The organism is Streptomyces sp. CC224B (assembly GCF_030010595.1).
GTDB lineage: Bacteria > Actinomycetota > Actinomycetes > Streptomycetales > Streptomycetaceae > Streptomyces > Streptomyces longispororuber.
Window position 1 is genome coordinate 1 of the sequence record NZ_JASCXL010000068.1, and the last position, 22,067, is coordinate 22,067.

Sequence of the window (22,067 nt, forward strand, 5' to 3'; positions counted from 1 at the left end):
CTCGATCCGCGCCCACTGGGCGTCAGTCAACGACACACCCAGACCAACGACCGGATGATCCGAAGGAAACGGCCTAGGGCCCTGACCGGCAGATCCGAGCGCAGGCCCTCGGCTTCCCGTAGGGGAGCGGTCCTGCGAGCTCTTGATCTTGCTCGCGCACAGAACCGTTTGTGCGAGCCCCTGGCCGCCTATAGGGGCCCAGTCTAGAGTGATCACGCATTCGAACCATGAGGGGGAGCATGATCGACGTCGACAGGTACCTGGCCGTGCTGGGAGTCGACCGTCCAGCGGCTCCGACCGCCGAGGCGCTGTGGGCGCTGCACCGGGCGCACGTGGAGCGAATCGCCTACGAGACCCTCGACAACCAGCTCGAACGCCCGACGGGAATCGGCGCCGAGGAATCCGTGGGCCGGATCCTGCGTGGGCGCGGCGGCTACTGCTTCCACCTCAACGGGGCCTTCGCCGCGTTGCTGGCGGCCCTCGGGTACGACGTGGACCTGCACCGTGCCGGAGTGCAGGACGAGGTCGAGGACCCCGATGGCCCAGGCGGTGATCACCTCGCGCTCACCGTGCGCCTCGACGGCGAGCGGTGGCTGGTCGACACAGGGCTCGCCGGCGGCATGTACGAGCCGCTGCCGCTACGTGAAGGCACGTACACCCAGGGGCCTTTCACCTATGGACTGGCCCCGTCGGCGGTTGTTCCCGGTGGCTGGCGGTTCCTCCACGACCCCCGTGGCGCCTTCACGGCGATGGTCTTCGCGCCCGAGCCCGTGGAGCTGTCCTCCTTCGCCGCGGAGCACCACCGGCTGTCTTCTTCCTCCGAGTCCGGCTTCGTCAGGGTGCTCCAGGTCCAGCTCCGCGACGCCAAGGGCGTGGACATGCTGCGTGGCTGCGTGCTGCGCCGGATCGACGCCGAGGGCACGCACGAGCGGATCATCGACGGGGCCGCCGAGTGGTACGGCGTACTGACGGATGTGTTCCATCTGAACCTGGGCGATGTCGACGCTTCCGCGCGGGCCCGGCTGTGGCACCGGGTCCGCACCGGACACCAGGAGTGGGAGGCTGCGAGGCAGCGTGTAGCCACGCTCTGACGGCAGGCGCGGGACGAGCGGGACGAACTCGCCGTCCCGGCGGAGCATCAGGCATCTGAGCTGGGCGCCGGCCCGCCCCCGCACAGCCCTTTGGGGACCGCTTGGGCTTCAGCCCCCCTGTGCATTCGGTCTCCAGCCCGGGACGAGGAGCCCGAGGAGCGCCTCGTCCAGGAACTCACCCAGCGCCCATGCCGAGGAGCGCAGTACGCCCTCGCGGACGAAGCCGTTGTGTTCGGCGGAGCCCAGCATGGCGTGGTTGTCCGCCAGGGTCTCGATCCGCAGCCGCTGCAGGCCGCCGGCCACGAAACCGTAGTAACAGAGCGTCGCGACAACGTCTGCGCCGTAGCCCTTGCCGCGAGCCGCCGGCAGCAGCCGGAGTCCGAGGTGGGCGGATCGGAGGCCGTGGCGAAAGATGTGCACCATGCATGAGACCTTCCGCTTCCGCTACCTCCACGCCGGTATGGGCCTGGCCGCCGACTTGCGAGCCGACGTGTACGAGACGAACGGGCCCCCGCCCCAGCCCGCCCTCCTCATCCACAGCTCGCTGTATCTGCGCCTCCCCACGGACCGAACCCCGTACTGGCTGGAGGCGGCCTGGCTTGCCTTCGGGGCTTCCCTGCACGCCGAGCAGCTGTGTGGCGGCCGCGCCCTAGTCCTCGACATCGATGCATTCACATACCCAGGCGCCGACTTCCGCGCGGAGGTCGGCGCCCTCGCCCTCGATGGATGGGTCCACCGCCGCTTTGGCCTCGCCCCCTGCGGTGCCTCGGTGACCTACAACAGATCCTCGCGCCGCTTCACCTTCAACTGGCCGAGCCCGGGAGCCCCCTTCGCCGACGAGTTCCCCACGCCAGGCCCGGATGACCGGACAGTCAGCCCCGCCGTGCCCCTGTCATGATCCTCTTGAAGCATTCATGGCGGGAGGCAAGAGATGGCGATACAGGTGCCCGGCGGATTGGACACGCCGACGCTCGTGGTCGATCCAGACGTCTTGGACAGGAATATCTCTCGGATGGCGGAGCGGTCGCGATCAGGCGGTTTCGCCTTGCGCCCGCACGCCAAGAGTCACAAATGCGTGCAGATCGCCGAACGCCAGCTACAAGCAGGCGCGTTCGGACTTTCAGTCGCCACGATCAGCGAGGCGGAGGCATTTGCCCGGAATGGGGTGGACGATCTGTTCATCGCATATCCCTTGTGGTTGGACGCCGGGAAGGCGCGACGGATGCGCCGACTGGCGGACGAGGTCGCCCTGAGAGTGGGTGTCGAGTCCATCGAGGGCGCCCAACGGCTGGGAGAGGCTCTGCGGGGCAACGCACGGCCGGTCGAGGTACTCATCGAGATAGACAGTGGAGCCCGCCGGACGGGGGTGCAACCTCACGCCGCTGCCCTGGTGGGGAAGGCGGTTGCCGATGCCGGGCTGGACGTTGTCGGTGTGTTCACGTTCCCCGGGCACGGATACGGGCATGACGCGCAGGCGCGTGAACGGGCTGCACGTGATGAAGAACGCGTGCTGGCGGAAGCCGCGCAGGAGCTGCGGAGTCTCGGATTCGACATCCGTGTCATCAGTGGTGGGTCGACTCCGACGGTCGGCCAGTGGCAGCAGGGCACCGTCAATGAGCTACGGCCTGGCGTCTATGTCTTCAACGACGCCACCCAGCTGGCCATGGGAAGCTGCAGCGCGGACGATCTCGCCCTGGCCGCAGCGGCAACCGTGATCAGTACACCCGCCGCAGACCGCTTCGTACTGGATGTCGGCAGCAAGACCCTGGGGTCCGATCGATCACCTTGGGTGGCAGGCCACGGCTATCTGCCCGACTTCCCCCAGGCGACGGTCAGCGGGTTGTGGGAACACCATGCCGTGGTCCGCCTTCCGGACGGAGTGCGGGGGCCCCGACTCGGGTCGGTGATCGCTGTCGTCCCCAACCACGTCTGCACGCCGGTGAATCTCGCCGACGAACTGCTGGTCGCGCGAGGCGGTGAAGTGATCGATCGCTGGCCCGTTGCGGCGCGAGGCACCAACACCTGACCACACAATCTGACCTTTTTTAGCCCGATCTGCGGCAACCGGGCCGGGCTGGAGTGGAGGCTTGGAGGGCTGGGCCCTTAACACGCAGGGTGTACGTTTTCCTTCCCCCCAGCCGCCGCTCATGGCCACGTCCCACCCTTGCTGTTCCTTCATCAGCCTCCGGCTACAGCCAGTCCCGCCTCTTGAAGATGAAGTACAAGCTCACGCACACCACACCCATCAGCCCGATCGCGAACGGGTACCCGAAGGTCCAGCTCAGCTCCGGCATGGTGTCGAAGTTCATGCCGTAGATGGTGCCGACCAGCGTGGGGGCGAACAGGATGGCCGCCCACGAAGAGATCTTCTTGAAGACGTCGTCCTCAGGGCGCTGACCTGCGGAGATTGACCAAAACCCCGCTCTGGCCTGGGGCGATGGGTGTTTCCGGCTCTTTCGCCGTGCTGTCCGTTTGCGCGGTCGATTCTTCCCTGGCGCTCCCCAACGGGGCTTCGTCCTCCCCAGATTCTCCCCCAGCGAAGGTCGGCGGGGGAGCGGTAGAGCGCCGATTTGAGGGGCTCCGCGGACATGAGCGGAGGGGGCAAAACTCACAGTGGGTGCTGATCCCTATAGTCCGGCGGCTGTCGCGTACCTTCGGCACACGCAGCGGCCGCCTTCGGCAGGCCGGTGAAGTCGGTCTTCAGCGGGCTGAGGCGCTCCAGGCTGGACAGTCTGATCGTTTTCTGGCTTGGGCACCGATCGTTCAGGACTGCGGTGGGCAGGACGTAGAAGGTCCATTGGTCGAGAGCCAGGGGATCGAGGGTCTGCTTGTCTTGGTGGTGCAGCAGGCAGAAGACGTACATGTCGGAGCGTCGCTGTATTTCGGGCGAGGTGGAGCCGGTCTGGGCGTCCCAGCCGGAGGCCGGCGCGATGGAGAACGAGATCTCCGACAACTGGCTTTGTGCCCACGACTGCAGGTACGCCGACGACTTCACCTCCACACGCCACTTCTCGGGTGTACGGATGTCGACGGTGTCCCATTCCCTTCGGGTGTCGGCGGCGGCGCCGAGCGCTGTGGCAACGAGGTACTCTGCCCACCTTTCCCCCGCTGGCCCAGATCGGCTCATTGCCGCTGCAACGCGTGACGGCCAGCGGGCCAAGGCCAGCGGTGTTCATGCTGCTCTCCTGAGGGTGGTTCGCGGCGGGCAGCGATCAGCCTGCCATCCGGTGCTGACAACGTAGTTGCGACCGCCCCAGAGCGACGGTCGGGGGCGGTCAGCGATGGCCGACAATCACGCCTCGTGCTTCCTGCGGCACGAGAAGTGCTCGGGCAGCCCTTCGGGTCCTGGAAGGCTTGCTGGCTGACCGCAGCCGAATCGGCAGAGCGGGATCGGTTGACCCGCCGCGTCGACCGGAATCCTGGTGGCCTCGATCTCCCGGGGGCGGGACTCAAGGACGATCGCGCGGCTGCCACGCCTCGGCTTCGGTTCAGCCCGCACCTCTGAAGCCGGACGGTCCTCGGTGCACCTGTCGCGCCGGTCCCCCTGTCGTACGGATGGCTGGCGCGTCTTGTCGTCCAAGGCGGGCCCGTTCGCCTCGAGGTACTGCTGCCACTGCTGTGCGGGGAGCCAACCGTGGTGGCCGCCCCGCTGGAACGGGACCCGCTCACCGGCCGCAGCTTCCACGATGAACCGGGTGAGGGTCAGGCCGCCCTCTCCCGTGAAGGTGCTCGACTGATGGGCGGGCACGAGGACGCGGTGCCAGCCCCCGCAGTACCCGGCGTCGGTGGGGTTCTCAGGATCGTAGGGCTTCTCCGGGCACCGGGTCATTGTGCCGTTTTGGCTGCACTGGCCCTCCTCCAAGACGAAATTGCCGTCCTGGACCGCGATGGGGTTCCTCTGCACGCGGATGACGGAGGCCGGCAGGTTGGGTGTGCGGACATAAGGGACGGTGCCGATGCCGGCGTGGTCGGGGTCCGCGAAGTCCCAAACCGATTGAATGCCGCCGCGGCGCCGGAACCCCTCCCGTGCACGCATTCCGCGGGCTGTCTGGGCGCTCAGCTGTGGCTCGTAGCCCAGGACGATGCCGTTGGCGCCGTCGATGCGTACATCGAGGCGCGCATGCCCGTCGGCGGTCTGAGACTCGATGTCGGCGTGGAAGCCGTGATCTTCAGAGTCCTTCGCGACACGTTCCTTGCGGGCGAGGTGCTCGTCGGACTCGTGGCTGATGGGCTTCTCCCCGGGTTTCCGGTAGTGGGAGGCAAGCCATACGCCGTCACGTTGGACGAGGTACATGGAAACCCGCCGACCGCGGAGGTCCCGGCAGTCGGGGCAGATGAGCCCGCGCTTTTCGACGGGGACACGTCCTCGCATGCGCACGAGCACGTTCAGGAGCTCTTGGCCTTGCGGGACGCCGAGGTCGGGGCGGTCCAGGTCGAGGTTGCGGCCAACCGGTTCGTAGTAGACGGGGTTACGGAAGAGGTCTTCGTCGCTGTCGATCTGAAGGTCGTCGTCCATGGGTGCTCCCCGCAGTCGCCAGGAGCAGGACTCATAACGCTACGGGGAGGGTCTGACAATCGCGGCTGTCCTGCGGGAACAGGGCGTGCTGAGAGGCAGAGGGGCCGGGGGCCTACAGAGGGTCAGGCTCGCACAGCTCGCAGCACTTCCTCCAGCTCTCCTTGGCTCGGAGCTCCTGGGCGGTGAAGAGCGGAATCACAGGGCGGACGAGTCGACTCTTGTCGTGGTCACGCACCTCATCCGCTGTGCTCGGGGATGACCCCGGTGGGCGAGTGCTTCCACCACCCTGTCGACGGCGGTATCGACGGCCTCGTGCTCCCAAATGCGCAGGGGCAGCCAGCCCAGGCGGACGAGGTGGGCGTCGGTCTCTTCGTCCCGCCGGGCGTTGCCCTGCAATTTCTGCTGCCACCACTCCGCGTTGTGCGTCGGCGCGTGCAGGCGGCGAGGGCACGCGTGCCAGAAGCACCCCTGCACGAGTACCGCCGTTCGCCACCGTACGAACGTGAGGTCTGCACGGCGACGGCGCATTTCAGGGACGGGCAGGTTCACGCGGTAGCGAAATCCCAGCGCGTGTAGGGCTCGTCGCAGGGCGAGTTCCGGCGCGGTGTCGCGACCGCGCTGTGCCCGCATCACCCTCCGGGCGTTCTCGTCCCGCGGCGCCGGAATGTCCTGTAGGTTCTCACTTTCGATGTCAGGCGCCGGCGCTATGACCTGGACGTTCCCCTCCAGTCTCACGACGTGTCGGCAGGCGGCTGTCTCAGATCGATGTCATTTCCTCAGACTGCCCAGCCAGCTGCGCCGGACCTCATGAGCCTGCATCGGCGGCCGTCCGTTCCATCCACTTCCGCACCTTCACTGCTTGCTCGATGCGGTTGACGATGTCCTTCTTGGACGCCGTGTCCAAGGTCTCCGGGATCTTGTCGAAGGTGTCGGGAAGGACGTCGAGGAGACCCCAGATCTGGTCGCCGGTGCTGACGGTCAGCAGTTGCTGGCACCTCCACTGCAGCGGCACCTCGGGACGGTGCGTGAGCCGCTGCACGAGTGTCGGGAACAGGTAGTGCGTCGCTTCTGCGGCGAGGTGCTCTCGTAGCCAGTCGACCAGGAGCCGCTGGCTGAAGCCATGCATGGCGGCCTCCTGGGCCAGGTCCAGGAGCTGAGCGGTGTCGACGGCTCGGACGGTGCGGGGAAGGGTCGGGGGCATGTCGCGATGATGCCAAGAAGCCAGTGCGGCGCCGAGAGGTTAGCTGGGCCGGGGTGCAATCTGCTGACGGGCAGGGCCCCAGACGTCCTCGAACTCCTCGAAGGTGAGTTGTTCGGGGTCGTGGCCTTCCCATTCCGAGACGGGCAGCTCGGCGGTGATCCCGAATCTGCTGTCGTAATCACCGAGGCGGCCTGCGTCGCGGGCCCGCTGCCACTCGGCGAGGGAAGCAGCTGCGATTGGGATCAGCTCTGGCCCTTCGAGTTCGACCTGCCGGATCACCCAGCCTTCGGCGTCGACCTCGAAGTAGAACCAGATGTCTTCCTCGTCCCAGTAGCAGCGCATCCATGTGGTCACCAGGCCATGATGCCGGGCCAGAGGCGCCGCCCTACTCCGCTCTGTCTCATGCCTGGGCGATGAATCCTGCGGATCGGTCGAGCTGGAAAGGAGAACCGACCCGGGTTGGATCCCAGCCTTGATCCCGTGCCTCTCGGATGCTGGCAGTAACGTGAGCCGGACGAATGGGCTCCGCCTCGACGCCCACCCAGTTGCTGGGATGGGCCTGACCGCTGGTGACGATCAAGGTCGTGCCCGGCTGGCTGCCGCTGGCCGCTTCAACCGCATAGGTCAGCGGTGTCCAGCAGAGGCCCTGCATGTAGGAGGGCTTCCTGCGGATCCGCCAGCGGTACTCGATCCCGTCAACGGTTATGCGCCGGGAACCCTTCTTGTTCAGCGCCATCTTCGCCTCCTCCGCTGTGGGACTCTGCTGTGTTGCCGCGGTCGCGAAAAGCAGGTTGCACGCGAACGTACCGAACGTTGTCGCCGACAAGCGTCTTCGGGACTACGGATGGGTTGATCAGCCCATAATTGGAGCCAGTGCCGAGCGACCCGGCGCATCGCACCCGCCCCGGGTGCACTCACCGTGATCGGAGAGCATCGTGAAGAACAGCCCGTTGTGGCGAGTGGTTGACAACGAGAGTGGTAGCCAGTCCATCGTCAGCACGCCCTCCGAGGCGGTCGCGTTCGTCAACAGCCGGTTCGACACCGATGACGACGACGAGCCGTTCAGCATCACCGAGGTCGGTCCTCTCCTTCCGAAGCCGCTCGGGGTCATCACCGCATGGGCCGCCGAGAAGGACGGCGAGCGAACCGACGGGCGTACTGCCCCGATCACCATCAGGCCGGTTGTGACGGACAACGCCGGCGAGTGCGATGACGTAGTGCTCTGGCGCGACGTGTACGTCTCCTGGGACCACGACATGTACACCGTCGAGGAGCCGGACAGCTCCGAGTACAGCGAGGCTTACAGCGCTGCCGAGTTGAGCGCGATCCTCGACGAGTACGCCGACGACTACGAGTACGCGCCTGAAGGGCCCGACAGCCACAGGTGGCCGAAACCGGAAGAGTTGATCACCTACGGCGCCCAGGAGTGCGCCAAGCGGTTCGGGCACCTCGACGACGACGCCCTGCTGTGGCTCGCTGCCACCCGCATCACGCTCGCGGTGTGGCGCAACACACCCGTCGAGAACTGGCATGCCGGGAAGAGTCCGCTCCACGACGGCACAATGATGCGGATCAACACGGCAACCACCCGACTCGTGCGCTCGATGCTGTCGTTCGACCATGTCGACTGGATCGGTCTCGGTCTCGCGATCGTCAACCCGTCCCGGGTTCTACCGACCGGGCAGTCTGTTCTCGAGCTCGGGCTGGCCTGCCACAACCCTGACGACCCGGCGCACGAGGCTGATCCGCGCGAAGAACTCGCGGAGATGGCACAGGACGCGATCGCTTGGGGGCGAGCGTACTGCCTTCGCGAGAAGACGTTCGGCCTGCGAACCCTGATCGAATTCCTCTGCGCGTCCGACAACGGCTGGCTCGGAACACCGAGTTGGGGGCGCATCGTCGATCGGTTCACTACGGCTGTCGACGACCGGGAGAATGCGCACTGGCACGTGCACCGAGACAAGCCTTGGTTCGACGAGTGGTTCACCAACCGCCCGGCCGACATTGCGGACACCACGGAACTTCGTCGGCTGCTCCATGCCGGGCCCGACCTGCTGTCCGAGGAGGCCGCCGAATGGTGCGTGGATGGTGCCATCGGCTACGTCTGCCGGGACGACCACGCGAACGGCTGCCTGCAGTGCGGCATCCCGCTGGCAACGGAGTCCCCCAACGAGTGAACGTGAACACCAGCGTAGAAAAGCAGCAACCCACTGACCGCGCTCTCTCTTGCCTACTGCGACCTGCGAATCTCAGCATGGTGTCGGATCCGACTTCCATCCGACACCGACCGTGAGATTCCGACACGGAATTTGAGATCCCACATGTCCAGGCGGCCGCTTCGCTGCTCCACATGTTGGACAACCGTTTTGCGACAGTGCCGGTCACCCTGCTGCCCGGGCTTACTCGTGGTGCTTCTTCGACCGCCGTCCGCTGAGGCCGTGAGAGTGCCTTTCAGCTCAGCTGCTCAGCCGCGTAATGGAGAGAAGAGCTGGCTCAGCCGGTGGATCGGGGCACCGACCTGGGTCCGGGGTGCCGGGCGGGCGGGTTTAAACCGACGAACGCAGCGGCTCCTGCCCGGTTAGCACTGCCCACCTCGCCAGCAGCTCCACCCACAGCGCCCTTGGTCGTCACTTCCGTAGCGCTCCCATGAAAATGCTGACTGCCCATAGGCAGTGTGAGCCATTCCATCTTCTTGCGGAATCCCTGTTGAGGCGATTAGTGGCCCGTCTCACCTGCTGTATTGGCGTTCCAGGCTCAGCAGCTGGCAGGCCACTGCTAGCAGCAACCGTCAGGCAAGAGCCAGCTGTCCTAGGGCCGCTACTGACCCCAGCCGTTCAGGGAGACTTCCGGGCCGCCGTCGAGATAGCGGTGGAGGGCACTGGCGGTGGTGTCCACGAAATCCTCGGGGACCGCGTCTGCGTCGACCCAGCGGACCTGAGCGTGCTTGCGTGGCTCACGGTTCTCGGGCTCGCCAGTCCACTCGTGGGCTGCGAAGACGACGGTGAGGAAGCCGTTGGGCGCTTCGACGCCCCAGGCGCCGTGGATGATGTGGGCGACCTTGAGGGACTCGGGCTTCACGGTGAGGCCGGTCTCCTCGTAGAGCTCGCGCACCGCGGTTTCGGTGATGGGCTCGCCGGGTTCGCTCTTGCCGACAGGGAGGTCCCACAGGCCCTGGGCGAACTTGGCGTTCTCGCTGCGCTGGAGGAGTACGACGCGGTTGGCGGCCTGGTCGTGGACGATGACAGCGGCGACCAGCAAGGTCATGGATTCGAGGGCGGGCTTCAGGGCTTTGGGCTGGTCGTCGGTGGTCGGTTGAGCCACGGTGCGTCCCTTCGTCGGCCGGTTGGTGGGCAGCTTAGGCGAGTGCTTCGCGGGCGCGGCGCGCGAGATCGGCAGCTCCGGGCACTTTGCGCCGCTGGTAGATCGCGAGAGTGGATCGCAGCGACATGATCGCTTTGCGAGTGCGGTCGGAGGTCATGCCCTCCATGAGAGTGAGAGCTTGCGACCAGGCGGCGACGGCCTCGTCGGCGCGAGCCTGGGCCGCGAGGCTGTCGCCAAGGTCGGCGTAGGTCAGGGCGTGGACGCGCTTGTACTTCACTGGGTCCCAGCGGATCAGGGCGTCGCGGTGCTGCTGTTCGGTGCCGACGTGGTCGGCGAGGTCGGTCAGGGTGCGGGCGGTGTGGCTGGCCACGGTGCCGGCGGCCGGGCCGCTGACGCGGGAGTAGCTGGGCTGGGGTCCGTCGTCGCGCAGGAGGGCGTCTTCGGCGGCGAGCAGGGCGCGGGCAGCGGCGGGCTTCTCGTCGGTGGCGGCGTACGCGCGGGCGTGGGTGATGTGGAGCAGGGCCTCGGTCTGGCCGTCGATGTGACCGACGCCCTGGGTGAGGGCGGCCTCGGCGAGGTCGATGCAGTGGTGGTTGAGGCTCAGGGCTTGGTGGGCCAGGGCGCGCATCATCCAGGCGGCGTGGCCGTGCGGGTCGGCCTCACAGGCGAGCCGGTAGCCGACCTGGTAGTAACGCTGGGCGGCGCCTTCCTGGCCGAGGTCGTGGTGCTTCCAGCCCGCCAGATAGGCGAGTTCGGCGATCGCGCCGAAGGCGGCCCGACGTAAGGGCTCGGCCGTGAAGCGACCACGGAGCATGGGGGCGGCGGTATCGGCGAGGTAGGCGGTGACGGTGGTCAGGCCGTGGCCACCGCCCAGGCGTTCGTCGGCCGCGCTGAAGGCGGCGGTGATCTGGCGTACGACGTCCACGTCCTCCGCGCCGACCAGCGCAGTGCCGGTGCGGGCGCGGAGCATGCGGGCGGTGGCCTCGTGGTCGTAGGCGAGCGGCATGGCGACGCCAGCGGTGGTGAAGGTGGCGACCGCGAGGAAGTGGTGACGCTCGACGTCGGCGCGTCCCAGCTTGGTCACCGCCAAGACCGGGTCGGCTTCTTCGTCCTGCTCGTTGCTGCCAGACGTGTCCAAGCCGATCTCAGCCAGGGTGACGATGCGGCCTGCCCGGCGCGTCAGCGCTTCGGCAAGGTACTGGCTGGTCCGGCCCGTGGGCTGGCGAGTGCCGTTCACCCAGTGCGAGATGGCCGACTTGTTGGTCTGGGTGATCTCGCCGTTCTCGGCGGCGATGCGCCGTACGTCCTTCGCCAGGGCCTCGTACGTGCAGCCGACCGCGTCGATGGACTCACGCAGGCGGGAGTTGGGTGCTCTCTGCGCTGCCACGACCGCCTCCGATCCGGAGCTGTAAACCGCGTATACCGCTTTGCCTGCCCCTCACCGTACCCACGGTGCGTGACGACCGGTTCACTTAATCGCAGCCGCCCGGCACGGTCCCAGGTTCCGACCGTGATCCAGGCTCCCCCTTGGGCCGGGCGGCTCCCCGAAGTTCCGTACACCCGCAGGGGGTCGGGCACTATGCCCGCTCCCGGCCCATCAGAGACGGAGACACGGTGACCACCATCGACACCACGGCCATCGCGGTCGAGCTGCCCGAGGCGTTCGACGCGCGCTGGAGCCGCCTGCCCGGCATCCAGGTCGACGGGCGACGCATCACCATCGACCCGAGTACTTCTTCCGCTTCGAGTCCCACACCTGGCTCGTCGCCGACTGGGACCTGGTCAAGTCCCAGCTCCTGGGCGTGGACGAGACGACCGAGAGCGCGGTCGAGCAGCTCGCGCTCGACTTCATCAGCAGCACGGCGAGCCCACGTCGGACGCGGCTCTGGTGCTGTCCATCGCCTACGAGGTGTACGCGTACCTGTTCCGCGAGGAGCACCTCGTCGGCCTCGGCCTGCCGCAGATCACCGCCGATCACCTGCGGATGCTGCGCGAGGCGGCCACGCTGATGGCGCTGAACAAGGTCGAGCTGGATGGACACATCTCCAACGTCGGCCCGTGCTGGTTCTTCCCCGCCGCCACCTCCGTCGTCTTCGACCTGAACGAGGAGATGGGCGGTCTGCTGGACGAGGTCTATCACGGCGGCTGGTTCAACGAACACCGCCGCATCGAGTCCATCAAGGCCCACGCCGCCCTCGGCGGACGGCTCGTGCACGGTTGCCAGTCCGTGCCGGACCAGTCCGGCGGCGTGGTCGCGCCCTACGGTGCCTCGATGGCCACCTTCCGCGACGACCTCGCCGCCTTCAAGGCCGGGTGGATCGAGCAGGTCTACGCCCACCGGGCCGCCCCCGCCGCATAGCCCGTACGCCTGGCTCCGGGGCGGGCAGGAACGGTCGCCCGCCCCGGATGCCTTCAATCCCAGGAGTCCCCCATGGACGCGAACCTCAACGCCGAACTCTTGGACGACGTACTGACCGCTGCCGGTCAGCCCTCCGCCGTAGCGCGCGAAGAGGTGCGCGTCTGGTCCATGTCCGGCGTCGAACGCCTGACCTTCCCCGACGGCGCCACCGCCATCTTCAAGTACGCCAAGAAGCCCTTCGACAGCGAGGACCAAGCTCTACGCCTGGCCCACACCCTTGGTGTGCCGGTCCCGAAGGTCCACGCCTCCGCTGTGCTCGATGGATGGCTCGGGATACTGCTGGAGGATCTCGGCAGCCCTATCCGGGACGCCGATGACCTCGATGGCGCTGCCGCAGCCGTGGTGCTGCACCGCACCCGCAAGGCGGCGGCGCTTCCCGTTCTCGACCAAGAGGCCCTGCGTTCCCTGCCCGGCCGGGCACTGGACCACCTCGGCCAGCTCCGCAAGGCCGAACGGTGGCAGGACACAGACGACATCGAGGCGGCGCTCGACCGACTCACCCAGGCCGCCGAGGCACGCTCGGCTGGAGCGACGGTGGCGCCGTTCGGCTGGGTGCACTCCGAGTTCCACCCCACCAGCCTTCACATCGGCCAACGCGGCTGGCACCTCCTGGACTTCGCCCGTGCCTTCACCGGCCCTGGCCTGCTCGACCTGGCCAGCTGGCACGGCACCCTCGAAGAGCCCGACCTCGTACGCCTGCGCGTCTTCCTGGAGACCTACGTCGCCGAGGGCGGCACCCCCGACGCCCTCGCCGAACGCGGCGGTCTCGCTGCCGAGAAGTGGGCACTGGGCTGGCACCGCATGTGGGCGGTGGAGTGGTTCATGGAGCAGTCCATCCGCTGGATCAACGACTCCGCCACCGACCCCGCGTACATCAGGGTCGTGCGACGCCACCTCACAGACACCCTCCGGCTCCTGGAGGTGTAGATGCTCACTCAGGCTTCCCCCTGGTACGCACATGCTCTCCAGCGCACTGTGGCCGGGCCCGCCGAGCCGCTGAACGTGCCCGCGCGGATGGAGTGGACCACACGACGAGGCAGCGGCCCCGGCTCCGAGATCCTCCACCTGGGCCCGTACCGCAGGCGAGTACTGGAACTCGGCTGCGGCCCCGGCCACAACGCCGCCCACCTGGCCACCCGACACGCCGCCCAGGTCACTGGCGTCGACCTAGTCGGCCTCCAGGTCCGCAGGGCCCGCTCGCACTACGGACGGCTGCGCAACCTCGACTTCGTCGCCGGCCACGCCCTGCACTACCTACAGGCCACCGACGAGCACTTCGACGCGATCTACTCCGTATTCGGCGCAGTCGGCCTCGTCGCCCCGCAGGTCCTGCTCCCGGCCATCGCCCAGCGCCTCAAACCCGGCCGCACCCTCGCCTTCTCCGTACCTCACCCGCAACGCGGCGGCAGACCCCCGTGTGCCGATGACCGCCCACGACGCGACTTCGTCACCCTCCCCGACCGCACCCGACTCCCCATCGCGCGCTGGCACTTCGACACCAGCCGCTGGGAGACACACCTCGACCGCTCGGGCCTCTGGCTCACCTCGGCCCAGGAGTTCCACGACGCCCGCCACGGCCGCTGGCCCACCACCTTGCTGATCACCGCCCGCAAGCTCTGACCCCCGCTCCAGCTCCCCTGGAGGAACCATGCGCCAGCCCTACCTGCTCCTCGACATCGACGGCGTCCTCATACCGTTCCCGGACGACGACGGGACCACGCCAGCCACTCACATCCGGCACGACGTCGTCCCCACCGGCCGAAGCGTCCACGACCCCGTCGCCATCTGGCTCAACCCAGACCACGGCCCCCTGCTCATGGACGTGTTCCGAACCGGCCTGGTGAGCCCGACCTGGTGCACCAGCTGGCGCCGCGACGCGGCCACCTTGATCGGCCCGCTCCTCGGCCTGCCGCCCTTGCCGTACGTTGATCTCCCTCGTCCGGAGATCACCACCAGCCACCCCAACGGCTACCTCTGGAAACGCGACTACGTCGACACCTGGCTGGGCGACGCACCCGCTGTATGGATCGACGACGACTTCACCGTCCTCGACCACGACTGGGCCACAGAGCGCACCGCCCGCAGCTCGGCGACCCTGCTCATCCAGCCAGACCATCACGTCGGGCTGCAGGTCGAACACCTGGCCCAAGCCGTCAGATGGGCAGCTCGGTTGTCCGCTGCAAGGACGGCTGCCTAGGCGCGGAGCTCGTCGCAGTCGCCTCGCGCCGGAGTTTCTCTTGGCATGGTGTCGAACGTCCTCAGCCACCCGACCGCGTACGAGAGGCCCCCCCGGATGCGTGTCGTACTCGCCGATCGCGGATCTCGGGTTCATGCGTGGAGGCACCACGTTGGACCAACAGCCCACCATCGCCGGAGTGTCTTTACCACCTGGCTGTTCACCCCAGCTATCTCCGACTGGTACCTGCAGAAGGCCCGCCTAGTCGATCCTCGCTGAGCCGTGGTCCGGCATGCTGGTCGGTGGACCTCCTGCCCCCGGCGCTATGACGACCTAATGGCCCAGGGATGTGGCAACGCTCACTGGAGTTGGATAACGGCCCTTCTCAGAGGTGACGGCGCATCACTCCGATGCATGTGGCTCGGGCAGCGATTGATCGGTCCCGCGGATATGGCACTCCGAGATTCATCCCGCTGTCGGTGGTGATCGGGGGTTGCTGCCAGGCGAGACTCATCTGAGCGCCGGCCTCAGCCCGAGCCGTGGCAACGAGGACTGAGTAGGGCCCTGCAACGGCCGATGCCTCGATCTGGAGCCACGCTTGGTGGAAGGCCATCCGGGCGAGCAGGCCGCTTACCTCGTCGGTGAGCTCTTGCCGTACGGAGGAAGAAGACTCGGGACGGCGCCGTATGCGGTACGGCATCTCCAGGTACTCCTCGACCGTGGTCAGCGCCTCGGCGAAGGTCTTGGCCCGGCGTTCTTTCCGTATGGTCCGCTGATTGAAGGTGTACGTGAGGTAGGCGCCGAAGAGAGCGATGCACGGGACGATCACCGCAGCTGTCTGGGCCCAGGTCCAGCCGCTCTCCGTCGCCTGTGCCGCTGCGATGAGCGCGGGCGCCGTGCCCGATCGGCAAGTTGAATTTGCCGCCGGTCCTTTGCCCCAGCAGCGAGGGAACGTGGCCGCCGACTGTTGCTCGCTGCCCTAAGTTGGCGTGTCCGCTGAATCCCGCTCCTACGCGGCCAGGTCGGCGCGCACTCCGAGGAGTGCCTGCAGCTCGGCGACCGTGTCCGCCTCGTGGGTCGCGAGCACGGTGGTGATGCCCAGGGCCTCGGCGGGCGGGAGGTTCACCGGATGGTCGTCGACGAACACGCAGGCCGAGCCGGGCAGACCCAGACGCTCCAGCGTCAGCTGGTAGATCGCCGGGTCCGGCTTCGCCATTCCGACCGCCTCGGAAATGACGTGTACGTCGAACAGGCTCCAGATGCCCACGTGTTCGTACGGGTTGAAGGGGTCCAGGCCGAAGCTGTTCGACAGGAGAGCGAGCCGGAAGCCCGCTTCTTTGGCGGCCCGTGCGAGAGCGGCCATCTGCCGTGCCGCGGGCACTCCGGTCCAGGCGCGCCCCATCAGGTTCGACGGTTCGACGTGCGCACCGAGCAAGCTGGCGATGGCTTCGTTCCACTTGGCCTGGCCGATCTGCCCGACTTCCAACGCCGTGTACAGCCTTCGGCCTTCGGGGTTGTCGTTGAGAGCGGAACGCCATGCCTCGGGGTGGAGCCCTTCCGCTTCGCACCACGCGCGGTGCACGGGGCGCGGGTCGGCGGTCAGTACTCCGGCGAAGTCCAGGATGAGTCCGCGTGGGGCGTTGCGATCGGCGGTGGCCGTGGCCTGCGGCATGCGGCGTACTCCCTCTCCGTTGGCCCTACGACGGACGTTACCGCGTGCCAGGCGAGCAGGACGATGTGAAGACCCTGGCCTCCCGGCAACGCGCGGATGTGAGCAACACCGTTGCACCGGCGGCCGCCTGCTGGTGGGCGGCGCGCAGGTGCCCGGCGGCCCGGCAAGCAGCCTCGGACTGTTGGGCGGCGGCCAGCCGGAGTGGGCGAGGAAGCCAGCCACGCTCATGCCGACGGCATCAGCGCCGACCGGGATCAGATCGTGCTCTTGATCGCTGAGGCGGACGCTCTGGGCGTGACGCTGCTTATCGCGCGGACGGGCCTCCCCCTTGATCTTCGTCCGGCGCCTGCGGTCGGTCTTTCCTCGCTGCGATCCGCCCTCGGTCGCTGCCTTCCGGACCTGCGCCCCCCGGTGCTGGTCCGGGCCCGCCCTCCCGGGGCGGGTTTCGTCGAGGCCGCCTTCCCCGACGGGGAAGACGGTCTTGGCGGATAACTTGCTGCGCCTGAGCCCGTCGTGATCAGGGCCACGGCTTTGGGGGGTGGTCGGGGTGCGAGTTGGGCATGCGTAGTGGCTTCGTTTCGGGGTGTGGCAGCGATGGGGGGGGAGACAGTCGGCCAGTGTTGCGGCTCTCGGCGTGCGGGGGAGAGTTCGACGGGCCGCGTGCGGACCGGTTGTGGTGGATGGTCCGCACGCGGTCCGTGCGGGTTGCGTGGGGTGACCGGATATCCGGTCACCCCACAGGGAGGCCGGTCAGAGAGCCTTGGTCCGCGCGCAGGCGCTGCATGAGCTCGGTGAGGCGGTCCTCGGAGATGGGCAGCCCGGCTTCGCGGATCGCGTCCCGTGCGACGGCACGGCTGACCCATCCGTGGGCCTCGACGGCTGTGCGGGCGATGGCGAGCAGCTCGTCCATCTCGGCGCCCGGCGGACGGCCGGAGCGCTGCGGTTGGGCAGTGTCAGGGGCCGGGGGCGGTCCGGGTTCGTCCTGGACCGGATCGGCTTCGGGCGAGGTGGGGGCGGGGTGCACGGATGCGGCTGTGGTGGGGGCGGTCCGTGCGGTCTGGCGGGCGATGAGGATGTACAGGTGGACGGCGCCCGCGAGGGCGAGTGGTGCGAGGGTGGACAGGATGCCGACCGTCGTGTCGCCGAGCCTCAAGTTTCCGGTCGGGGCTTGCTGGTTGAGGCGTACGGCGTGCAGGGCGTTGGCCCAGATGCTGGCGGCGGTGGCGGTGCCGAAGAGCGTCCAGACATAGGCGCGGGCGCGGAAGGGGCTACCGCGCAGGATGATCAGGGCTCTGACGCCGTAGGCGATGAAACCGTCGATGACGAGCGGGAAGAGGTACGTCAGCAGTCCGCGAATGTGGATGGCGACGGCCATCTGTTGCAGGGCGTCGTACGAGAGTGTGCAGCCTGCGCCGCCGAGGGCGACGATGGCGGCGCGGTCCCACCCGGTGACGGAGGGGGTGTTGGTGCGGGCAGGCGGGGCGGGTTGGGGCATGCAGGCGGCTCCGTGGGTGCCTTGCGCCAGGCGTAGAGGGTGAGTTGGTGGGCCCGTGTGGTCAGGCCGGGGTCGCGGGCTGTCGTCGCCGGTCGGGGCCGGTGAGGACGACGCGGCGGGTCATCTCCGCCAGGCGCGAGGCCACGCGGTCGCCTATGGCGTCGCGCAGGGCGCCGATGGGCAGGTTGGTGGTGATGAGGGTGGGGAGCATCTCGGTGTAGCGACGGTCGATGAGCCGGTACGTCAGCTCCTCCGTCCACTCCGACTGCTTGGCCGCGCCGAGGTCGTCGACGATCAGCAGCGGGCTGCGGCTGAGGACGTGGAGTTCGCGCTCGGGGTCGTGGCCGGAGCGGGGGCGCAGGCGGGCATGCAGGTCAGGGGTGGTGGTCGCCTCCCAGCGCAGTCGTACCCCGGCGCTGAGCAGTGAGCGGACGGCTCCGTACGCCTGATGGGTCTTGCCGGTGCCGGTGGTGCCGACGATCAGCAGCGACGGGCCGCAGGCGATGCCGCGTGAGCCGCCCGGGCCCGGTCGCCCGGCGCGGACGATCTCGTCCACCCAGGCGGTGACCTGAGGGTGGGTGGCGAGGGCGTCGCGGTAGCGGGGCGGGATGCGGGCGTCGGCCAGGTCCAGAGCGGTCACGGGCTGTGTGGGCGGCTCGGCGGGCAGGGTCGCGTGGTCGATGCCCCGGTCGGCGAGGATGTGGTCGAGGCGGGCCATCACCGTGCTGACGGGCCGGGGTTGGCGGGCGGTGGCCGTGGTCACAGCTGGCCTCCGTAGGCCGCTTCGGCATCTGCGGACGCGGGGTTGGTCCAGGACCGGTGCGGGCCAGCGACAGCCGCTGGGGCGGCGTTCATGGCCTCGTGCACGAGGCTGGGCAGGGTGCTGGGGTGCAGGCCCTTGGCGCGGTGCCGCTCCAGCCCGGCCCGTATGTGCGCGGGTGCGATGCCTTCGTCGAGCAACTTGCGCACTTCCCGGCCGAGGTGCCCCAGGACGTCCTGGGGCGGGCGGTGGGCGCAGGCGGCGGCGTACTCGCCGATGAGCTGCTGGGCCGAGACCGTCTCGGGCGCGGGGGCGCTTGCGCCCCCCAACGGAGTAGATCCTAGATCCATGATCCTAGGTCCTAGATCCGGGCCGTGAGGGCTCACCGCATGCTCATGTGCTTGTGGCGAGGGCTCACTGAATCCGCTCTGACCTGGCTCTTTGTGGCTCAGTGAGTCCTCCGTGTCTCTGCCGTGAGCCGGTGCGGAGGGCTCAGTGAGGGTGCCGTGCGCGAGCGGTGAGGGCTCAGGCGCCAGACCGAGGTCGTGGTGCGGGCAGTCGGGATACCGGACCCCGCTGGGCCGGTTGACCTTCTGGTGGCGCGCGAAGGTGACGATGTGCAGGTACCGCTTCCCGTCCCCGCCCTCATAGCGGCAGATCAGACCGGCGGTGTGGAGCTGGTTGAGGTCGTCCTCGACACCCATGGGCCCGTGTTCGGGACGCAGCGACCACAGCAGGCCGGCGATGACGGCTGCCTGGTCGCGGTACCGGCCGTGGTCGTCGGCCTGGGGGAGCAGGCCGAAGAAGGTCCGCTCGGCGGAGAGGGAGACGGCTGCCAGGGACTCGGACGCGAACGCCTCGGGCTTGATGGTGCGGATACGAGCGATGTAGATCGACCACCTTTTGCGCATCGGGGGCAGGGGATTTAGGCAGGGGATGGTGCGCTGATGCGTGGACAACACAGCCACACCTACAGCCCGAAAGTCCAGAGTTGACTCGTGAACTCAGTACAACTTTCTGGCGGGCCGCGAATACGGTAGACCCAGATTCCCGGTTGCCGAAATCGCCGTCGGCCCGCGCATCGCTCACAGCAGACGAATAGCGCTTCCTTCAGGTGGCGTGCGGAAGCTACAACACGACCATGCCTCCACATCCTCTTGGAATCGGGCCCGCAGGACAGGCCGCCGCCCACGCCATCGAGTCCACTCGCACCGCCCGCGGCTACTCCCAGCGTCAGCTCGCCAGCCGCGTCACCGCACTCGGGCGCCCCATGACCTTCACTGCTGTCTCCCGCATCGAACGCAGGGTCCGGCGCTGTGACATCGACGATCTCGTAGCCATCGCCCTGGCCCTCGATGTCGCCCCGCACACCCTGCTCGACTGTCGCGCCCAGCCGCTGGACCCGTTCAGCGAGGGCGCAACATAGCCGACGATCCCCGGTTAGCAAAACCGGGGATCGTCCGGAGCATTGAGTCTCCCGAGGCGGTCCCGTCTCCATCCGTTCCGCGGGTCCTCGCACAGCAGGGCCTGCGGCCGGAAAAGGGGCCTTGCCGAGGAATTTCCGCTACGGCATGGAGTCATTCGCCGGGCGGGCCGTTCGTGAATCCCGATGTCCAGCGGAAGGGCCCCTCCTTGTCTGAAGCCACCCCATTTTCCCCGCGTCGTTCCTCCGTCCATCCAAATGCCTCCGCCGTAGGACGGGCATTCCTCGGCGTGCAGGAAGCGGCCGCATATCTCGGTCTCTCGCCGCGCACGCTCTACGTCTGGCGGCACCGGCGGCAGGGGCCACCGAGCTTCCGGATGGGAGCCCGCGGGCGAGTGACGTACCGACTCGACGCGCTCGACGCCTGGATACGCGAGCAGGAGCTGGCCGACTCGCGCTCCAACCCGGCCCTCGACCCCGTAAGCGCTGTTCCGCCGCGCCGGGTCGACCACTCGGCCATGGCCTGACGCCCCAGCGGTAGCGGCACACCCCATCCCCAACCCCGAGGACGTACTTGGCCGGCTACATAGAAGACCGCTGGATCAACAAGAAGAAGGACCCCACCAGCGGCAAGCGGGAGCGCACCGCCCGCTACGGGAAGGGCACCCGGTACCGCGTCGCCGGGATCCCCGGCGTGCGGAACATGTCGTTCGACACGCTGGAGGACGCCAAGGCGTGGCTGCGCCGCGCTGGAACCGACAGTGAGCGCGGCGAGTTCGTCGACCCGCGCGACGGCACCATCACGCTGGCCGACTACGTCACCCGCTTCTGGCAGGAGGGCGTACGGGGTGCCCCGGGCACGATCAAGCGCGTCGACGAGCGAGTCCGCCTCCACATCCTTCCGCACCTCGGCACGGTGGGCCTGAGGGACATCTCGGCGACCGTCCTGCGCGGCTACATCGCCACGCTCGAAGCCGAATGCGCACCGCGCTACGCCCGCCAGATCCTGACCACCCTCTCGAACATCTTCGAGACGGCCATCGACGACAAGCGCCTCGTGCGCAACCCGATGCGCGCCAAGTCGGTGCGCTGGCCCAAGGTGCCGGAGGACCAGCGGGAGGCATGGCCGCTGGAGACCGCGCAGCGCATGCGGGACGTGATCAAGGCGCGCTACCGCATCGCGGTCGTGGTCGCCCTTGGGTGCGGGCTGCGGCAGGGCGAGGTCTTCGGCCTCTCCCCGGAGGACGTCGACTTCCAGCGCGGCGTCATCCGCGTGCGCAGGCAGGTCCAACTGCTGAACGGTCGGCTGTACTTCGCCCTGCCCAAAGGTGGGAAGACGCGCATCGTCGACATGCCGAGGTCCGTCGCGACCGAGTTGGCCGCGCACTTCCTGCAGTATCCGGCCGCCGAGGTCGAGCTGCCGTGGGGCGGGCCCGAGCCGGAGCGGGAGAAGCGGACGTTCCCACTCGCCCTGACGACGACGTACGGCAACGCAGTGCGGGCCAACATCTTCAACGACGAGGTCTGGAAGCCCGCCCTCGCCGCGGCCGGGGTCATCCCGATGCGGGAGAAGGGGCAGCGTTGGAAGGCATCCCGCAAGGACGGCTTCCACGTGCTCCGGCACACCTTCGCCTCGGTCATCCTCGAAGCGGGTGAATCCGTCGTCACGCTGGCCCGCTGGCTCGGCCACTCCAGCCCGACGATCACGCTCGACCACTACGCGCACTTCATGCCGGAGGCGGGCGGCAAGGGGCGAGCGGCCGTCGACACCCTGCTCGGTGTGGATTCTGAGTTCGTACACAAGAGCCTAGTGAGTGCGTGAGGTTGTCCGGCACGTTCTCCCAACCCCTCACCGCCACTAGGCTGCTGACGTCGGACAGCACCGAGACGTACCCCTGCACGTCAGCGGGCAGGCGGCCGTTCACATCCAGCTCCGCTTACGCCACCAGCTGTCGCGTGGGGTGGCGCTGAGCGAGATTATCGTTCGAGCTAG

The 22,067-nt window shown here is 68.1% G+C and carries 25 protein-coding genes and 2 pseudogenes; 11 read left to right on the forward strand and 16 right to left on the reverse strand.

What is annotated here, in order from left to right:
* Window positions 1–239 precede the first annotated feature (239 nt).
* Complete coding sequence (locus QK440_RS25425) at window positions 240–1,091, forward strand: arylamine N-acetyltransferase (RefSeq protein WP_282795525.1); 852 nt, start codon at window positions 240–242, stop codon at window positions 1,089–1,091.
* Between the two features lie 108 nt (window positions 1,092–1,199).
* Here the strand turns inward: QK440_RS25425 and QK440_RS25430 are convergent, their stop codons facing one another.
* On the reverse strand, window positions 1,200–1,514 hold the full coding sequence (locus QK440_RS25430; RefSeq protein WP_282795526.1) for a GNAT family protein: 315 nt from the start codon (window positions 1,512–1,514) through the stop codon (window positions 1,200–1,202).
* On the opposite strand from QK440_RS25430, the gene QK440_RS25435 reads away from it, so the two are divergent.
* The gene (locus QK440_RS25435; RefSeq protein ID WP_282795527.1) at window positions 1,513–1,989 is read left to right on the forward strand and encodes a hypothetical protein; all 477 of its coding nucleotides are present in this window, start codon (window positions 1,513–1,515) and stop codon (window positions 1,987–1,989) included. The genes QK440_RS25430 and QK440_RS25435 overlap by 2 nt on opposite strands.
* Window positions 1,990–2,022: 33 nt before the next feature.
* On the forward strand, window positions 2,023–3,117 hold the full coding sequence (locus QK440_RS25440) for an alanine racemase (protein ID WP_282795528.1): 1,095 nt from the start codon (window positions 2,023–2,025) through the stop codon (window positions 3,115–3,117).
* A 163-nt stretch (window positions 3,118–3,280) separates the two neighbouring features.
* Here the strand turns inward: QK440_RS25440 and QK440_RS25445 are convergent.
* The 7 genes and pseudogenes from QK440_RS25445 to QK440_RS25475 all read right to left on the reverse strand — a co-directional run.
* Window positions 3,281–3,478: pseudogene (locus QK440_RS25445) on the reverse strand (CorA family divalent cation transporter); the annotation flags it as partial.
* 221 nt (window positions 3,479–3,699) lie between these two features.
* A complete protein-coding gene (locus QK440_RS25450; protein WP_282795529.1) occupies window positions 3,700–4,092 on the reverse strand; it encodes a hypothetical protein in 393 nt (130 codons plus the stop codon).
* 291 nt (window positions 4,093–4,383) lie between these two features.
* Complete coding sequence (locus QK440_RS25455; RefSeq protein WP_282795530.1) at window positions 4,384–5,607, reverse strand: hypothetical protein; 1,224 nt, start codon at window positions 5,605–5,607, stop codon at window positions 4,384–4,386.
* A 195-nt stretch (window positions 5,608–5,802) separates the two neighbouring features.
* Window positions 5,803–6,342: a very short patch repair endonuclease gene (locus QK440_RS25460; RefSeq protein WP_282795531.1), complete on the reverse strand. Its 540-nt coding sequence runs from the start codon at window positions 6,340–6,342 to the stop codon at window positions 5,803–5,805.
* A gap of 70 nt (window positions 6,343–6,412) precedes the next feature.
* Entirely contained in the window at window positions 6,413–6,808 is a 396-nt protein-coding gene (locus QK440_RS25465; RefSeq protein WP_282795532.1) for a hypothetical protein, read from the reverse strand.
* A 39-nt stretch (window positions 6,809–6,847) separates the two neighbouring features.
* Entirely contained in the window at window positions 6,848–7,162 is a 315-nt protein-coding gene (locus tag QK440_RS25470; protein WP_282795533.1) for a hypothetical protein, read from the reverse strand.
* Between the two features lie 46 nt (window positions 7,163–7,208).
* A complete protein-coding gene (locus QK440_RS25475; RefSeq protein ID WP_282795534.1) occupies window positions 7,209–7,544 on the reverse strand; it encodes a hypothetical protein in 336 nt (111 codons plus the stop codon).
* A 199-nt stretch (window positions 7,545–7,743) separates the two neighbouring features.
* Here QK440_RS25475 and QK440_RS25480 point away from each other — a divergent pair, with 199 nt between their 5' ends.
* Entirely contained in the window at window positions 7,744–8,985 is a 1,242-nt protein-coding gene (locus tag QK440_RS25480; RefSeq protein WP_282795535.1) for a hypothetical protein, read from the forward strand.
* Between the two features lie 640 nt (window positions 8,986–9,625).
* Here the strand turns inward: QK440_RS25480 and QK440_RS25485 are convergent.
* The 3 genes from QK440_RS25485 to QK440_RS25495 all read right to left on the reverse strand — a co-directional run bounded on the left by QK440_RS25485 (window position 9,626) and on the right by QK440_RS25495 (window position 11,850).
* Window positions 9,626–10,129, reverse strand: a complete 504-nt coding sequence (locus QK440_RS25485; protein ID WP_282795536.1) for an NUDIX domain-containing protein — start codon at window positions 10,127–10,129, stop codon at window positions 9,626–9,628.
* A 34-nt stretch (window positions 10,130–10,163) separates the two neighbouring features.
* Window positions 10,164–11,516 carry a tetratricopeptide repeat protein gene (locus QK440_RS25490; protein ID WP_282795537.1) on the reverse strand — a complete coding sequence of 451 codons (1,353 nt, stop codon included), beginning with the start codon at window positions 11,514–11,516 and terminating at the stop codon, window positions 10,164–10,166.
* Between the two features lie 190 nt (window positions 11,517–11,706).
* Entirely contained in the window at window positions 11,707–11,850 is a 144-nt protein-coding gene (locus QK440_RS25495; protein WP_282795572.1) for a hypothetical protein, read from the reverse strand.
* On the opposite strand from QK440_RS25495, the pseudogene QK440_RS25500 reads away from it, so the two are divergent.
* The 4 genes and pseudogenes from QK440_RS25500 to QK440_RS25515 all read left to right on the forward strand — a co-directional run bounded on the left by QK440_RS25500 (window position 11,780) and on the right by QK440_RS25515 (window position 14,745).
* Window positions 11,780–12,488: pseudogene (locus tag QK440_RS25500) on the forward strand (hypothetical protein). The gene QK440_RS25495 and the pseudogene QK440_RS25500 overlap by 71 nt on opposite strands.
* Before the next feature lie 72 nt (window positions 12,489–12,560).
* The gene (locus QK440_RS25505; protein WP_282795538.1) at window positions 12,561–13,475 is read left to right on the forward strand and encodes a phosphotransferase; all 915 of its coding nucleotides are present in this window, start codon (window positions 12,561–12,563) and stop codon (window positions 13,473–13,475) included.
* On the forward strand, window positions 13,476–14,168 hold the full coding sequence (locus QK440_RS25510) for a class I SAM-dependent methyltransferase (RefSeq protein WP_282795539.1): 693 nt from the start codon (window positions 13,476–13,478) through the stop codon (window positions 14,166–14,168).
* A gap of 28 nt (window positions 14,169–14,196) precedes the next feature.
* A complete protein-coding gene (locus tag QK440_RS25515; protein ID WP_282795540.1) occupies window positions 14,197–14,745 on the forward strand; it encodes a hypothetical protein in 549 nt (182 codons plus the stop codon).
* A gap of 364 nt (window positions 14,746–15,109) precedes the next feature.
* On the opposite strand, the gene QK440_RS25520 is transcribed toward QK440_RS25515, so the two are convergent.
* The 5 genes from QK440_RS25520 to QK440_RS25540 form a co-directional block, all read right to left on the reverse strand.
* Complete coding sequence (locus tag QK440_RS25520) at window positions 15,110–15,553, reverse strand: hypothetical protein (protein ID WP_282795541.1); 444 nt, start codon at window positions 15,551–15,553, stop codon at window positions 15,110–15,112.
* Window positions 15,554–15,733: 180 nt separating this feature from the next.
* The gene (locus tag QK440_RS25525) at window positions 15,734–16,396 is read right to left on the reverse strand and encodes an HAD-IA family hydrolase (protein ID WP_282795542.1); all 663 of its coding nucleotides are present in this window, start codon (window positions 16,394–16,396) and stop codon (window positions 15,734–15,736) included.
* 730 nt (window positions 16,397–17,126) lie between these two features.
* The gene (locus tag QK440_RS25530) at window positions 17,127–17,891 is read right to left on the reverse strand and encodes a DUF2637 domain-containing protein (RefSeq protein ID WP_282795543.1); all 765 of its coding nucleotides are present in this window, start codon (window positions 17,889–17,891) and stop codon (window positions 17,127–17,129) included.
* Between the two features lie 61 nt (window positions 17,892–17,952).
* A complete protein-coding gene (locus QK440_RS25535; RefSeq protein ID WP_282795568.1) occupies window positions 17,953–18,609 on the reverse strand; it encodes an ATP-binding protein in 657 nt (218 codons plus the stop codon).
* 41 nt (window positions 18,610–18,650) lie between these two features.
* On the reverse strand, window positions 18,651–19,538 hold the full coding sequence (locus QK440_RS25540) for a hypothetical protein (protein ID WP_282795569.1): 888 nt from the start codon (window positions 19,536–19,538) through the stop codon (window positions 18,651–18,653).
* Window positions 19,539–19,792: 254 nt separating this feature from the next.
* On the opposite strand from QK440_RS25540, the gene QK440_RS25545 reads away from it, so the two are divergent.
* From QK440_RS25545 to QK440_RS25555, 3 genes are all read left to right on the forward strand, one after another.
* Window positions 19,793–20,077, forward strand: a complete 285-nt coding sequence (locus QK440_RS25545) for a helix-turn-helix transcriptional regulator (RefSeq protein ID WP_282795544.1) — start codon at window positions 19,793–19,795, stop codon at window positions 20,075–20,077.
* Window positions 20,078–20,364: 287 nt separating this feature from the next.
* Window positions 20,365–20,601 (forward strand): helix-turn-helix domain-containing protein, encoded by a 237-nt coding sequence (locus QK440_RS25550; RefSeq protein ID WP_282795545.1) that lies wholly within the window; start codon window positions 20,365–20,367, stop codon window positions 20,599–20,601.
* Between the two features lie 47 nt (window positions 20,602–20,648).
* Window positions 20,649–21,896, forward strand: a complete 1,248-nt coding sequence (locus QK440_RS25555) for a site-specific integrase (protein WP_282795546.1) — start codon at window positions 20,649–20,651, stop codon at window positions 21,894–21,896.
* The last annotated feature ends 171 nt before the right edge of the window (window positions 21,897–22,067 follow it).